Annotated in this window: 13 protein-coding genes and 1 pseudogene; all 14 read right to left on the bottom strand. The window is 28.7% G+C overall.

Annotation, left to right across the window (positions count from 1 at the left end; all coding sequences use genetic code 11):
* Nucleotides 1–206 precede the first annotated feature (206 nt).
* Nucleotides 207–797 carry an SMI1/KNR4 family protein gene (locus KSZ58_RS16725; protein ID WP_217752828.1) on the bottom strand — a complete coding sequence of 197 codons (591 nt, stop codon included), beginning with the start codon at nucleotides 795–797 and terminating at the stop codon, nucleotides 207–209.
* Between the two features lie 393 nt (nucleotides 798–1190).
* Nucleotides 1191–1577 carry a hypothetical protein gene (locus tag KSZ58_RS16720; protein ID WP_217752827.1) on the bottom strand — a complete coding sequence of 129 codons (387 nt, stop codon included), beginning with the start codon at nucleotides 1575–1577 and terminating at the stop codon, nucleotides 1191–1193.
* A gap of 12 nt (nucleotides 1578–1589) precedes the next feature.
* Complete coding sequence (locus tag KSZ58_RS23520; RefSeq protein WP_374102568.1) at nucleotides 1590–2354, bottom strand: deaminase domain-containing protein; 765 nt, start codon at nucleotides 2352–2354, stop codon at nucleotides 1590–1592.
* 183 nt (nucleotides 2355–2537) lie between these two features.
* Nucleotides 2538–2666 (bottom strand): annotated as a pseudogene (locus tag KSZ58_RS23260) (pre-toxin TG domain-containing protein); the annotation flags it as partial.
* Between the two features lie 130 nt (nucleotides 2667–2796).
* On the bottom strand, nucleotides 2797–3258 hold the full coding sequence (locus KSZ58_RS16710; protein WP_217752825.1) for a hypothetical protein: 462 nt from the start codon (nucleotides 3256–3258) through the stop codon (nucleotides 2797–2799).
* Nucleotides 3259–3751: 493 nt separating this feature from the next.
* Nucleotides 3752–4051 carry a hypothetical protein gene (locus KSZ58_RS16705; RefSeq protein WP_217752824.1) on the bottom strand — a complete coding sequence of 100 codons (300 nt, stop codon included), beginning with the start codon at nucleotides 4049–4051 and terminating at the stop codon, nucleotides 3752–3754.
* A 16-nt stretch (nucleotides 4052–4067) separates the two neighbouring features.
* Complete coding sequence (locus tag KSZ58_RS16700) at nucleotides 4068–5798, bottom strand: pre-toxin TG domain-containing protein (protein ID WP_217752823.1); 1731 nt, start codon at nucleotides 5796–5798, stop codon at nucleotides 4068–4070.
* A gap of 3 nt (nucleotides 5799–5801) precedes the next feature.
* Entirely contained in the window at nucleotides 5802–6137 is a 336-nt protein-coding gene (locus tag KSZ58_RS16695; protein ID WP_217752822.1) for a hypothetical protein, read from the bottom strand.
* Nucleotides 6137–6757 carry a hypothetical protein gene (locus tag KSZ58_RS16690; protein WP_217752821.1) on the bottom strand — a complete coding sequence of 207 codons (621 nt, stop codon included), beginning with the start codon at nucleotides 6755–6757 and terminating at the stop codon, nucleotides 6137–6139. The genes KSZ58_RS16695 and KSZ58_RS16690 overlap by 1 nt, the downstream gene beginning before the upstream one ends.
* Nucleotide 6758: 1 nt before the next feature.
* The gene (locus tag KSZ58_RS16685) at nucleotides 6759–7058 is read right to left on the bottom strand and encodes a hypothetical protein (RefSeq protein WP_217752820.1); all 300 of its coding nucleotides are present in this window, start codon (nucleotides 7056–7058) and stop codon (nucleotides 6759–6761) included.
* A 5-nt stretch (nucleotides 7059–7063) separates the two neighbouring features.
* Nucleotides 7064–7420, bottom strand: a complete 357-nt coding sequence (locus KSZ58_RS16680) for a hypothetical protein (protein ID WP_217752819.1) — start codon at nucleotides 7418–7420, stop codon at nucleotides 7064–7066.
* Between the two features lie 81 nt (nucleotides 7421–7501).
* Nucleotides 7502–7792 (bottom strand): WXG100 family type VII secretion target, encoded by a 291-nt coding sequence (locus KSZ58_RS16675; RefSeq protein WP_217752818.1) that lies wholly within the window; start codon nucleotides 7790–7792, stop codon nucleotides 7502–7504.
* Nucleotides 7793–7951: 159 nt separating this feature from the next.
* A complete protein-coding gene (locus KSZ58_RS16670; protein ID WP_217752817.1) occupies nucleotides 7952–10243 on the bottom strand; it encodes a YhgE/Pip domain-containing protein in 2292 nt (763 codons plus the stop codon).
* Between the two features lie 10 nt (nucleotides 10244–10253).
* Nucleotides 10254–14600 carry a type VII secretion protein EssC gene (gene essC / locus KSZ58_RS16665; protein WP_217752816.1) on the bottom strand — a complete coding sequence of 1449 codons (4347 nt, stop codon included), beginning with the start codon at nucleotides 14598–14600 and terminating at the stop codon, nucleotides 10254–10256.
* Between the last annotated feature and the right edge of the window lie 4 nt (nucleotides 14601–14604).

The raw sequence follows: 14604 nt of genomic DNA, 5'->3' as shown, positions 1-14604 counted from the left end.
AAAATCAGTATAACCCTTGATGAATTGGGCATACTGATAATACATAAACAGATGATGATTAGACATGATTCGTCATCTACTATCTAAACCTGTCGATTTTTACTTACACATAATTCTTCACATTCCCAAAGATAATTAGTATTAACCAATTGGATATAACTTCTAAATAAAATAGCAAGACTCAAGGGAGTCTTGCTATTTTAAGTTTATCTTTCTAAATCTTTTTCTTCATTTAAAATCAATTTTTCCTGATGTATATTTGCATAATCATCTATTTCTTCCTGCCACATTTCAATTAATCCAATCGTTATATTTTTTTCTTTACCATTTTTTATTAAAAATGCTTTCCTTTCTTCTACACTTTCAATATAACCTATTTTTTTACTTTTACACTTACTTGTGAAAGTAGAAAAATTTTCTGCTAGTTCTATATATTTTTTAGGTCTATCATGATAGCAAAAATAAATTTTTCCATTATTTTCATTATTGACTCCTATTAAAATGTAATCCCCAAAAGAATTATACCCAATAATTAGATATCCTTCTTCAATAAACTCTTTAAAACTACTTCTAGTTATAATTTTACTATAATCATAATATTCTTCAGTATTGCCTAAACCATAAAAACATACTAAATCAGAAGATACTTTATTTATTTTAAAAGTTGTTTCTGGCGTTCTTCCACCATTATATTTAATGAGAAAGTCCTTATATTGTCTTGGAATTTTTACTATCTCTTTTTCAAATTGATTTATTGCTTGTTTTATTCCATCGTTATTAAATTTTGATATTAACATTTTTTTCCTTCCTCGCTATTTGTTAAAATAATATCCTCCATAGTGAGTAAACTGTCTATGAATACTTTCTTTTACTTTGAAATACACCGTTATCTATATCATGATGCAATATAAATCCCTTAGGAATCTTATCTATTGCTTCGCTCAATGCTCTATGAAAGTCATTTTCCTTATCAGATAATATTCCATGAATAGTACTTGCATAATTCCATACTTTTTCATTCTTTTCCTTATAGCATTCTATTCTTCCTGATATTCTACTATAGTATGATCTGGGCATATACCTAACTTAAAAATCAGTTTATTAAAAAAGAGAACATTATATTGAAAAATATCTCAGCAATATAATGCTAAATATTCATCAATATAATGTTGTATCATTCTATATAAAATTTAATTGTTACCTAATAAAATATTTACCCTTTCTTTATATTCATCATCAATAATTTCAATATTTTTTTTCTTTAACTTATTATCGATATAAGCCTTATCATTTATGAATTCAGGAATTTCTTTATATTTATAAAGTTTAATCATATCATCTGATAAAATAGTAAATCTTTCTAAGATATAATTAGGTATTATATTACTTTCTAGACTAATTTTTGCTAAAATGACTATTACAGAAATATAATTATTAATATCTTCATTCATCATAATTACACTATCTTCTAATAACGCTGCAATAGCTTGCTTAATTGAATATGATTCAATTTCAATAAAATCATTGTAATCTTCAATAAGCATCTCTTTTATAATTTCATATGACATATTATTCATATTCATGTCCTCCTATTTTGTAAATATATTTAATTCTATATTAGGGAATCGTCTTCTAAATTCAAATATAATGTTAGTACAACTTTGGCAGGCAGGCAATTCTGTAAAAAGATTAATTCTTCCCGATATATTAGGATCTTTTATTTTAGAGGCAATATCTTCTAATATTTTTGCTTCTGTATCATTATATCTAGGAAATCCATCATCAACATATGTTTCAAAAAATTTATTCTCACGCGTAAATGAAAAATTATCTACATTAGCACCTTTACTGGCAAGATTATGAATTTTACTATGAGCAACAAATTCATTGGGCAATCCTTCAACTGCAACATCTGCAATTGCCATATTACCTCTAATTTTTAAATTTTGATTTGGCATCCTACTTCTGATTTCATTTAATTTTTGTTGTGCAATGTCTATATCAAATTTAGGTCTACTCTCCTTATCTAATTTCTTCAAAATCTCATCAACATTCAATCCATTTATCTTATCTATGTCTATATTTTGCTTCTTGAGTTCTGTTAGTATATCTACTTCACTCATGTTTGTTTTATTCATGAGATAATCTAGATTTTTCTTATCTATTCCTAGTATACTCTCTATACTGCTATTTTCAAGTCGTTTTGCTAAATCTTTAGATGATAAACCTGTATACTTCATTAAATCTTTTGCCTGATCGATATTATCTAGTCCTGCATTCTTCATGATATCACTAAGATTTTTTTTATAATTCTTATAGCTTGAATATCCTCCTACTGCTAGGCTTGTTACCATATGTGTCATCATAACTTGCTCAGGACTCATTCCTAGATTTCTCATCACTTCACTTGTGTATTTTGTTCCATATCCTGCAATAACAATATCTGCAAATGCCACTTTTCCTACTTCTTTGGCCAAGGCTTTTGCTCCTTGTGTTGTGGCTGATAACGCTCCTAATGTTGCTACATCTACTGCAAGTGACAGTGTCCCAAATACTCCCATAGAGATACGTTCAGAATTGGTTAACTTTTCTCCCGTCATGGTGTAGCCTGTACAACCCTCAATCACATTTTTATCTCCTCCAACAACTGGTATGAAGTCTAATGTGGTGGATAAGCCTTTAAAGAAATCATCAGTATATACTTCATGCTCAAATGATGTGTATTTAGTATTCCTTTATAAAAATTCTCTTTTGCTTCTTTTATTTCTTTATCACTTAGTTTTTCTCCATTTGTATCTAGGTAGGCTTTAAACTGTTCTTCAATACGAACATATCACATTTCATTTGGATATCATATATATTAATATTTCCTTTTAATACACCTCTTGTTTCATAAGGAGTTGCTGTTCCTGATTGATATGCCATACTTCCTGAATAATACGATATTGATATTGTTTTCTTTTCAGTGATATTCAATGTGTTTTTTGTTGTATATTCCTTTATATCTAATAAAGATAATTCTTCGTATGCTTTATTCAATTCTTTAAAGAACTGAAAGTCTTTATCTGCTACTATGCCATGAATAGATTTAGAATAATTATATAATATACTATTCTTTTTATCACATTGTTGTATTTTTGTTCTTCTACTTGAATACGAATTTCTTGTCATAAGCCCATACTTATCATATTCTAATTGGCTAAAAGCTTTATCTAGACATCTATCTATATCATACAATACATCTATTCCTTGTCCCATCTTCACTTTTTTTTGTTAGCCATGAATTTTCATTTCAAATATAATATTTTGCTATATTTTATTCCTAACTAAAAATGAAAAGAAAAGTCTTATTTTATGCGTTTAACATAATCTAAAATAAGACTTTTAATTTTATTGACTATCTTTCAATTTAGCGATTTCTTTCTTGTATTTCGTATTTGGTAGAAACTTTTTTATACAATTTTAATACAGCTTCTAGCTCATCGTTAGTTTCTAAATAAACACATGGACTTGTACGTTCAATAGTTTCAAACACTATCCACTTTTTTTATTTTCATCAAAAAAATCCTAAAGCTGGCCACATAAAACCCTCTTGATTATAATAAATCTTATATTTTTAAGTTTCATGCCCATTTTTTATTTCATTCAATAATTCTTGTTTTGATTTATCTAGCATAACAAACTCCATATACTATGAATTTATCCTCCACATCAAAAATAATTTATACAAGTGCATACAATAATAAGATTATTATCGTTCAGATAGACTATTTCTTTTTCTTAATTTTATAATGACTTGTTGTGCATCATACTCCACTTCCAGGACTTTCAATAATTTATCTATAACCTCATCTTCTGTCTCTGCAATATAAGAATAAGTCAACTCTCCTTTTTCATGGGTATCGAAAATTTTCCACTTTGAGTCATTTTTATCAAAAAAATATCCAATACCAGGCCATGCATATCCTTTTTTATTAAGATAAACTGTATAATTATTCAATTTGTTTTCTAACAATTTTATTTTTTCAATTTTTTGATTATTAATTTTCATGTCTTTTTTCCTCAACCTATCTTTTATTAATTAGTATTCCTAATCTCTCAAACTGCACTCCATTTAGAGGAGTTACAATTTGATCTGCTCCGCCTGACAGCTTATCCCATGCGTTAGCTTTACCAAAAATCCCATAATCAGAGTCTATAAGATTATTACAACTCATTTTATAGTTTCTAAAATTTTCTTGCAACCTCTCAAAATATTCACTATTTACTGGTGGGATATCTTCTATCGATAGTATGGAGTTTAAAGCATTTAAATCGTTATTTTTTATTGCATCAATTTTATCAAAATATGTTTCTGTAACAAATTTTCCACTATGATATGCATCTTGATTAAATACATACGGAAGTGCTCTTTCACTATATGTATAAGGTGGATTACTGTTTGTCGCAAAATTTGTGCCATATAATGAGCCGTATCTATCCCATTTAAGTGGCAAAGAATTCTCTTTGCTTATTCCTTGTATGGTAGATATATCAAATCCTAAATTATCAGGCCAATCATATATTGGTACTCCCTCCTTAGAGAAACCTTTTAAATAGCGGACATGTTCTGGAATGTTAATATCTGTTTTATCTCCCACATGTTTAAATAATTTCTTAATTTTATTTACTTTTTGCTTATCTGTTAAATCTGTTCTCTTTCCTACATCATACATAACTTCTTTAAAATCATCCCAGTTATCGTACAATTTTCTTGTTTGATACTTACTTACACCAACTGTTGATACACCTACAAGTACATGGATTGCAAAGATTTCTTCTGAACTTAATCCCATATCTCTTAACTTCTCGCTTGCAAACTGTGATGTCCATCCCATTACAACTGATCCTGTTGTTTCTAGTATTGCCACCTTTGTTGCTTGCTTTATAGATGCTTTTGCTACTTCTTTTCCTACAAACTTTCCACTTTGTATTAACCCTGAAGCTGTTCCAAACATTACTAAATCAAGTGTGGTTGATAATGTTCCTAATACTGCATAGGTTGCTCTTTCGCTATCTCTCAGTTTTTCTCCTGTCATCGTATAGCCTGTACAACCCTCAATCACATTTTTAACTCCTCCAACAACTGGTATGAAGTCTAATGTGGTGGATAAGCCTTTAAAGAAATCATCAGCATATACTTCATGCTCAAAAGATGTATTTAGTATTTCTTTATAAAAATTCTCTTTTGCTTCTTTTATTTCTTTATCACTTAATTTTTCCCCACTTGTATCTAAGTAGGCTTTTAACTGTTCTTCAATATGAAACATATCACATTTCATTTGGATATCATATATATTAATATTTCCTTTTAATACATCTCTTGTTTCATAAGAAGTCGCTGTTCCTGATTGATATGCCATACTTCCTGAATAATAAGATATTGGTATTGTTTTCTTTTCGGTGATATTCAATGTGTTTTTTGTTGTATATTCCTTTATATCTAATAAAGATAATTCTTCATATGCTTTATTCAATTCTTTAAAGAACTGAAAGTCTTTATCTGCTACTATGCCATGAATAGATTTAGAATAATTATATAATATACTATTCTTTTTATCACATTGTTGTATTTTTGTTCTTCTACTTGAATACGAATTTCTTGTCATAAGCCCATATTTATCATATTCTAGTTGACTAAAAGCTCTATCCAACCATCTATCTATATCATACAATACATCTATTCCTTGTCCCATCTTCTCTTGTTTGTTTTTTTGTGTTTGCCATGAATTTTCATTTGAAATATAATATTTTGCCATATTTTATTCCTCTATCTTCATTCCACTCTTAGTAATAATAGTAGAATAAAATTGTCTTAATTTTTCTTCGTTATCCTTATCAAACTCTAAAAACGCTTCAACAAGAGAAAATAAATTATTTGATAGACAAGTATAATTTTGACTTAAAACAGCTATTTGTTGAAGCATAGATGAACTATATGTAGAGATTTCCTTATTTGCTTCTCCATTATATGCACGCAGTTCATCAGAATAAAGTGAACTTAATTCATTCAAAAAATTATTAATTTTAAGAGCATTAGGGATAAAATCTTCAGCATATGATTGAATCTGCGTATTTATTTTTATTTCATTACCCATTATCCTACCTCCTTATGAAAGATTGACTCTATTCCTTGTTGTACATATTCTTTTGGATAAATAGTCAATTCTTCCAATGTCCCATTATAGTGTTGTAATTTATTGTCAGCATAAAACAACACCGCATCCCTGTTTTCTTTTTTATCTAAATCAATATAATAATAGAAAATTGCAGGTATGTCAGGATTCTCATCCATAAATTCTTTAAATCTTCTTTTTGTCATCAATTTATTTCTTACTTTTCCATCTTCAATATTTTCCATTTTATCAGAAAATTTTGAAAGTAAAGTAACAACGATTTCATCTTGATTTAAAGGAACAATTGTATAAGTCATATCATTTTTACTAATCATAATATATTCATCATCTTGATAATTAGCAAACATACTATCACCAATCTTAAGATAGATTTTCGATTCTGCATATAATTTAATAAATTGAATTAAAGCTAATCCTGTTTTAGACAGTAAATCACCTTCAATAATATTCTTTTCAGTAAATTGTTGTACAACTTCTTCACTATCTTTTTTAGATAACATAGAGAAAGTATCAAAGCCTGCTAATCTACCATAGCCTATTAACCTACATAAAAAATTTATTTCATTTTCACTGTATCTCATCTTAATCTAACTCCTTATAAACAGATGTAGACTTGACCTCATCTAATGATTCTTCATAATTTTCAAAAGCTTTAAAAAAATCAGGTAATTCCTCTATTAAATCTTTATGATATTGTAATAGAATATCAAATAATTCAATAAAGCCTTCACATGCCTTTCCTTGAAATCCTTTATCATTAGACATTTTATCATACAGACTTTTCATTTCTTTATAACTGTCTTTAAAATCATTCTTAAAAGCCTTTTTTACTTCTTTTGCCTTATCAAACATTTCTTCTTGAACATAAATTTTTGTACTCATATCAACTACTCCTTAATAGCTTTTCTATAATATGTTTGATATAAATTATATACATTATTTTTCTGCGTACTTATTATATCCCTGCAATTTTCTAAATCAGTTATGACATTAGATAATTTATTGTATAGATTAGCTTCTGTATCATAATAACGTCGATTAATTACATCATCATTAACGTAAGTAATTCCCGTTCCTATTAATTTATAATTCTGTTTTGCATCGGATAACAAACGATTAATTGTTGTTAACGAACTTGAAAGTGAATTGTATTTTTCTTCATAATAATTAGATTTGCGTCGATATGATTTAATTTTCTTGGTTTTTGGATCATCTGTCCAATAATCCCATGTATCCCAAAACATATTTTCCCTCTCCTCCTTTTTATAAAAAAAGTATCCCATCACAAAAATTTAGTGAGGGATACCTTAACATAACTTGCTAGTTTATCCTAATTTTGAAGCAATATTAGCATCCAACTCTTGTGCTGCAGCTAAAGTTTGATCAATTTGAGTAGCGATTGTTTCAATCAACTCTCTTGTTTGAATTAAACTTGGTTTTAATTGGTTAAACTGTTCTGCATATGCCTCAGCAGCTGCACCTTCCCATGATTCAGGTAAAGAATTAATTAATGCTTGAACTTCATTTATCCATGATTCAAATTCATTTCCTTTTCCTTTAAGTTGTGTAGAAGAATTAGTTAATCCTTCTGCATTTAAGCGAATTACTCCTGCCATATATTAATTTCCTCCTTGTGTAATTTCTATCTTTTCTATTACATTATACATAAAATAATTAGTAATGTCTACCAATATCATTTCCATTAAATGTAAAATACATTATAAATAAAAGCGATATACATGTTAAATCATTTGCTAATAATACTATACTATTTTTTAGTTTTCTTTCTTATGTCGTTTTGAAACAGCATACATAATAATCCAAGATAAAATAAGAATACTGCTGATTCCTATTAAAATGAATTGGTAGTTAAATGAACTAGAAATTAATGAATTATTTGCTTTTAAACCCTCCATATCAGTTGGGGCAGTTACAAAATCATAGACAACAGTATTTTCAACAGTACCATTTCTCGTATAAGGTAACTTATTGACATAGCTATTCATAAGTGATGCATTTGATGAGGAAGTTGCCTCTTTCTTCTGTTTGGCAGTTTCTAATCCAGTTGTTACTTTTTCATCAGATTCTTGTTGATATTTTGTTACATCTTCACGTAAACTTCTTACTTGCTCATCTGCATTTCTATATGAATCATCAACAAAATTCACATACTCACGATTTTTATCTTCAATTTTTCTTTGCGTTTGTGTGTTATTCTTATCAAAGTCATTAACATAATCTTCAATTTCTTCATCATCTATTTTAGATAATGGATCATAAGAAAGAAGGTTTTGTGTTAATTGTTCCATCAGTGATTGATGTGTATGAACCGTATTCAATAAATTTGCTTTTTGTGTAGCTTGCTTATCATTTAACGCTGTTAAATCATTTTTTACTAAATCATTAACAACATCAAAGGACATTGTATTAGATACATTCATTAACCCATTTACACCACTTTTAAGTTCTGTACCATCAAAACCTGTTAGATTGCCTAACTGTGCTTTTATATCGCTAATTTGCTTTGACATATCATCACTTAACGTATCGTCCAAATTTATTTCGCTTACTTGTGTAGAAGCTGTATTCCATTTGTTTGTTAAATCAGTTTGCAATGCATTTTGCATATCGACTTTAAGTGATGGAGAACCATTTAATACGTTTTCAATTGGAACTGCTTCATTTTCATCATAATAGCGATTTAAATAATCCATTAATGAGAATTTATCAGCATTCTCATATTTCATAAATTTTGCTATTGTTTTGATATCTGTCTGCATCTGTTTATCGTTCACATATAGAATAATTAAGTGATCTTTCAAACTTTCATTCACGCCAACAGGAGGATTACTTATATAATTATTGCATCCTTCCAAAATCTTTTTCATCACTCTATCTTGCGATACTATATAATCAGATATTTCTTTATCATAATTTTCTGCTAATTTATTCAACTCAGTATAACTTTTTAAGTTCTCTGATGCTGATATATTTGAGATAAAGTTATTTTGATAAATACTAGTAATTAAACTAGCTTGTTTTTCTAAAACATCATTATGATTTTTAATAATTTCATTATTTAATGTATCTAATTTAGTTGAAACTTTATCTTTTAAAGTAGATGTACTAGTTGCTGAACTAGATTCTGCATTTTTTATTAAGCCATCTATATTATTGATGTTTGTTCCTAATAATGTTTTAAATAAAGTCATTTGAGTTTCTGTACTATCTAAAGAATAATTCGGATTATCATCTTCTTTAAAAACACCTTCAATAGCTGTTGCATTGTTTAATACATTTGCTATATCACCATTAACACTATTACCTTCCTCTTTCAAAGTAGATAATTCAGAAGCAGTTTCATTTAAATATCCTTTATATGCATTGTCAATTGCAGAAATAATGGCTTTATTCGTTTCAAAATCAGGACTTACATCTAAATCCTCAATATTATTTTGTAAGCGTTCAACTTCAGTTATATCTAAAGTAGCAATCAAATCCAAATTTGAAATGGCCATTATGACTTCCTTATCTTCAGAATCATTCGATAATACTTTTAAAGCGTTATTTTGTCCGTCATGGAACTCACTTAATATGGAACTGATATAAACATAACCAACATCATCATTTAATTGTTCCTTAAGCTTCATGACATTTTGCCAAGCCTTATCAGTTGCTTCTTGTGATAAATCACCACTTACTTCGTATTTTAACAAACTCTTTTGAGGAGTTGTATTAATAGAAACAACATTTGATGAGAAATCTGAAGGAAGAATGACATAAGCTGCATATCTTCCATCAGTAAGTCCTGTCTTTGCGTCATCTAAACCTGTCATTGAAAAATCTTCTGAATAATTTTCTAATAATTCTTTTGCAAAATTTCTTTGTTCATTTTGATATTGCACACCTGCATCTAAATTAACAATAGCTATTTTTGTGCTGTTATATAAATTACCATTGATTTGATTATTTTTAGATTCTTCTAATAATCCACCTAAATATATTCCAATAGCAAGAGTTACAACAATAAGAGTCAGTCCACCAAAATATTTTACATATTTTTTCATTGCTATTCACCTAACTTTCGATGAACTTAGGAAGTTTAATCTTTCTAAGTTCTCCGTTGTTACATAAAATAGCATAGCCAAAAGTAGGGATATCTCTCATGTTGATAGGGAACATACTTAATGCACCCATTTGTCCAAGTACTGCACCACTTGTCGAATTCTTAAAGAATTTTGATACTTCATCAAAACCTTTCAATTTTGCAGAATTAACTCCAGCAATAATATGAATACCTGCACTAGCAGATTGTTCTAATATTTTTACTATGTTTGGTATATTTTGAACTTTTTGAATAAATTGATCAACGTCATCAATATAGATACTAATACTTGGCAAAGACTTATAAAACTCTTTTGGATTGCCATATTCGCCTGAGTTTAGAGCATCCTCAAGTTTATCTTTGCGATCTTCAATTTCATCAGTAAGTTCTTCTATAAAGGTTTGAATTTCTTCATCATTATTTATGTAATCAAATTTCTCTCTATACTTATATAATGCCATTGAGTCTGAGTCAAATACATAAGCTTTTTCATTATTTTGACTCATTAGAATTTCAAGGAAGTTTGTCTTACCTGATTTAGATGGACCAACAACTAAGTAAGGAGAGTCTGATAAATCTGCACTTACGCTTTCGACATTATCAAGACTTAATCCAATAAGGTTTTCATTTGTTGATTCATACTTGTAATTTGCAAAGTCCTTAGTAGTAAATATATCTGGAAGTACAGGTATACCTATTAATTTCTCACCAGTATACTTATCTGCTACATTTTGAATTGTTGATTTAAGGTTAGTAATAAATTCAACATCATCTTCAAATTTGACTGGTGCATATACCTGCATTAAACTAATATATTTATGTTTAATTAATGCACGACCTTTTACCTCATCATTTAATTTGTATTTACTTCTTCCCAATAATCCCATAACATCGCCTTCATCAAATAAATACTGAACAACTTTGTTTTTAAAGTTATTGAGGATAGAAAATCTTACAGCATTTGATCTGGTAGCAGTTATGATTGTATAAATCCCTAATCCAAAACCATCTCTTGTTGTTTTAGTGATAAAATCTTCAAAATCCATAGATATTTCTTTAACAACGTCAAAGTTATCTATAACCATAAAAATAGCTTTTAATGGCTTATCTTTATGCATTTGATTATACATATCGAAATTTTGTACCATTTCCTTTCCAAATAATTGTTTACGAGCTTTAATTTCTGCTGTAATAATTTTTTGGAACTTATTTAGTTTTTCTTCACTATCGAATGTCATATAATCAGCAACATGTGGTAGTGTCTTATATGGAATCAATGATGAGTTACCAAAGTCAAGTACATAATAATTTAATAATTGAGGATTATTTTTAACTGCTAATGATAACATGATTGTTCCTGCCGTTGTTGATTTACCAAAACCACTTGAACTGAAAATGGCAAGATTTCCATCTTTTATAAAATTAATAGAGTAATCAATTTGCTTTTGTTCCTCAGGAATATCAATTAGTCCAATATGTGCGGTTAAATCAATTTCATTTGTTGATGATATATCTTTAATATCATCGATATAAGGACTTGCTATATTTTTAGCTAATGATGGTAACCAAGGTTTAGTAACTTCTTGATGTTCTATACCATGGTAGTAATCATCAATAAAATCTACTATAGCATCTAGTTGAGATTTTGTAGTGTCTTTTCCAGTGTTATCAGAACTTAAATCCTTGTTAATAAGCTCACCTTGTCCAAGAAGATTAATCTTATAAATACGATCATCGATTTTTTCACTTTCTGCTTCTGTTAAATAATTAGCACCACTCCACGCTGTTTGGAATAATTCATAAATTTCGTTATTCCCAACTTGAAGATATCCTCTACCTGTTTGAGTAATAAAAGCTGCATCTGGAGTCTTAATGATTTCTTTACTATCACTTTCATCTTGAACTTTTAATGCTAACTTAAATTTAGAGTTGGACCATATTTGGTCATCCACAACTCCTGTTGGCTTTTGTGTAGCTAAAATCAAATGGACACCTAATGTACGACCGATACGTGCTACTGATACTAATTCACTCATAAATTCAGGTTGTTCTTTCTTTAACTCTGCAAATTCATCAGAAATAATGAATAAGTGGGGTAGTGGTTCTTTCGCATTTCCATTCTTAAATAACTTGTTATATTTATTAATGTTATTAACTTCATGATCATTAAAAATACGCTGTCTTCTTGATAATTCTGCTTTTATAGACTCTAATGCTCTCATACTTTCAGCACCATCTAGGTTAGTGATTGTCCCAAGAAGATGAGGTAGCTTTTTAAATAGATTAGCCATTCCTCCACCTTTATAGTCAATTAATAGAAAGCCAACTTCATATGGGCTAAAATTAACAGCTAATGAAAGAATATACGTTTGAATGGTTTCAGATTTTCCTGATCCTGTTGTACCAGCAACAAGGCCATGTGGTCCATGAGCCTTTTCATGAAGATTTAATTCTACAATATCGTCTTCAGCACGTAATCCAAGAGGAACAGCTAAAGATTTATGGGATTCACCTTTTTCCCAACGCTGAGGAATATTTAGTTCTTCAAGAGTTTTCGCTTTATACATATCTAAGAAAGTAATCGACTCTGGAATATGAGAACTCATCCCTTGTATATGATTTAAAGCACTTAAATCTCTAGCCATTAATTCTAAATTAACATTACCAATTCGTTGTTCCGCTAATAGCTTGTTGACTTCTTCGCCTTCATTTATTAATAAAGTTGCAGTATCAATATCTTCCATCATTAAAACTGTTTTTATGTTCTCGGGTAAGTTCGCACGTTTTTGTGCTGTATAAATTAATGAAAATCCTAATTCAGAAGTTTCTTCTTGTAGATACTCCATAATAGAATGATTCATTATCATATGATAATCATCAATAATGATTACAAAGTGAGGTAAGAAACTCATTTCTTTTTTGTTTTCATCTCGTTTGTTCTTTCTATCTTTTAATATCTGATGCAAACTACCTAATACCTGATCTCTTACTCGTTCAGAATATATATTTCCTGTTAAATTGTTTGCTTGAATCTTCACATGTGGATACCACTTAATATAATCGAAGTCCTCTTTAAACTGTTCGTTATATATTGTAATAACTTGTACATCGTGGTAAGAATGAAAAAATGTAATTTGTGACAAAATCCATTTTAATTGTTCATGTACCTCATGTTTTTCACCAACTATTCCTAAGTGTGCTTTCTTTAAATCAATAGTTACAGGCTTATTCTCGATTTTTTGATATTCATTATAGATTTCTTTTGCTTCATCTAATAATTCATCTTTTTCTGTTTCAAGCACATCATAATCTAAACTAACAGAATACTCACTTTTATCAGTTGTTGTTCCAACAGACAAAGTAAGAAAGTCATCATCATTAATATCACGCTCATAAATTCTAGGATTGTACTCATGAATCATATTAGCTATTTCGTTCATTGTAGGATGATTATAATGCAAAGCTTCTATTTCACTTTGCTTATATGTATCTAATTTCTTACGTATTCCAAGTAGATACTGATTGTAAACTTCTTCTCGTTTAATTTTCTTTTCTTTTATTTCTTTCTTCTCAGAAAAGAATGCAGTTATTGAGAATACTAAGCTGACTGTTGTCCCAGCAAGACCAATAAGCATATACATTCCTCTACCCATCATCAAAGACATAGCCACTGTTCCTAATGCCATCACTGTTGGTGGAACAATTACTTTTACTAAACTATTCTTTTTACGCGTGATTTTAGTGGGTGGTTTTTGAATTGTTATCTTATCATTCTTTAATCGCTTTATCACACGAGGGGAACGGTGATATTCAGGAAATCTCTCACTATCATTGATTTTCATATGATAGAAAGGAAGATCAGTGCGATAATCATCTTTATTAGCAATTATTCTAATATATCCATCATAGATAACAATAAGTATTGTATCTATTAAAATTTGATCACCATACTCGAACTCGATTTTTTTATCTTTTTGCAATATACCATTTAAATAAACTTCACAGTTGCAATCACAAATTAATAAATGATTGTCAATAATGAAACGTCCTGTTTTAATTTCAATATCACAATTCTTCTGTCCTAATAGTAAAGCATTAATATCTTTTTCATATGTAATACTATCTTCGCTTAAAAGCATAAATTCTATATTTTCAACACGCTGTTTTTCTTGAGGAAGTAATTTTACATTTGCTTTATTCGCATAGCTGTAATATACTTCATTATTTAAAAGATTAAAAACAATATTCTCTATTTCCAATTTTTCATCAAACGGATATTCAAGGTATTGTTTATCTTTGAAAAGCAAAATTCTTTTCATTTAT

The organism is Erysipelatoclostridium sp. DFI.2.3 (assembly GCF_019132535.1).
Lineage (GTDB): Bacteria > Bacillota_I > Bacilli_A > Erysipelotrichales > Erysipelotrichaceae > Clostridium_AQ > Clostridium_AQ innocuum.
This window is presented reverse-complemented; position numbering and strand designations above follow the sequence as displayed.

Coding starts and splice junctions, on each gene's coding strand:
- KSZ58_RS16680 (WP_217752819.1), bottom strand. CDS start 7,420: ATGTTTTGGGATACATGGGATTATTGGACAGATGATCCAAAAACCAAG.
- KSZ58_RS16720 (WP_217752827.1), bottom strand. CDS start 1,577: ATGAATAATATGTCATATGAAATTATAAAAGAGATGCTTATTGAAGAT.
- KSZ58_RS16725 (WP_217752828.1), bottom strand. CDS start 797: ATGTTAATATCAAAATTTAATAACGATGGAATAAAACAAGCAATAAAT.
- KSZ58_RS16710 (WP_217752825.1), bottom strand. CDS start 3,258: ATGGGACAAGGAATAGATGTATTGTATGATATAGATAGATGTCTAGAT.
- KSZ58_RS16670 (WP_217752817.1), bottom strand. CDS start 10,243: ATGAAAAAATATGTAAAATATTTTGGTGGACTGACTCTTATTGTTGTA.
- KSZ58_RS16700 (WP_217752823.1), bottom strand. CDS start 5,798: ATGGCAAAATATTATATTTCAAATGAAAATTCATGGCAAACACAAAAA.
- KSZ58_RS16690 (WP_217752821.1), bottom strand. CDS start 6,757: ATGAGATACAGTGAAAATGAAATAAATTTTTTATGTAGGTTAATAGGC.
- KSZ58_RS16705 (WP_217752824.1), bottom strand. CDS start 4,051: ATGAAAATTAATAATCAAAAAATTGAAAAAATAAAATTGTTAGAAAAC.
- KSZ58_RS16695 (WP_217752822.1), bottom strand. CDS start 6,137: ATGGGTAATGAAATAAAAATAAATACGCAGATTCAATCATATGCTGAA.
- KSZ58_RS16685 (WP_217752820.1), bottom strand. CDS start 7,058: ATGAGTACAAAAATTTATGTTCAAGAAGAAATGTTTGATAAGGCAAAA.
- KSZ58_RS23520 (WP_374102568.1), bottom strand. CDS start 2,354: ATGGTAACAAGCCTAGCAGTAGGAGGATATTCAAGCTATAAGAATTAT.
- KSZ58_RS16675 (WP_217752818.1), bottom strand. CDS start 7,792: ATGGCAGGAGTAATTCGCTTAAATGCAGAAGGATTAACTAATTCTTCT.
- essC (WP_217752816.1), bottom strand. CDS start 14,600: ATGAAAAGAATTTTGCTTTTCAAAGATAAACAATACCTTGAATATCCG.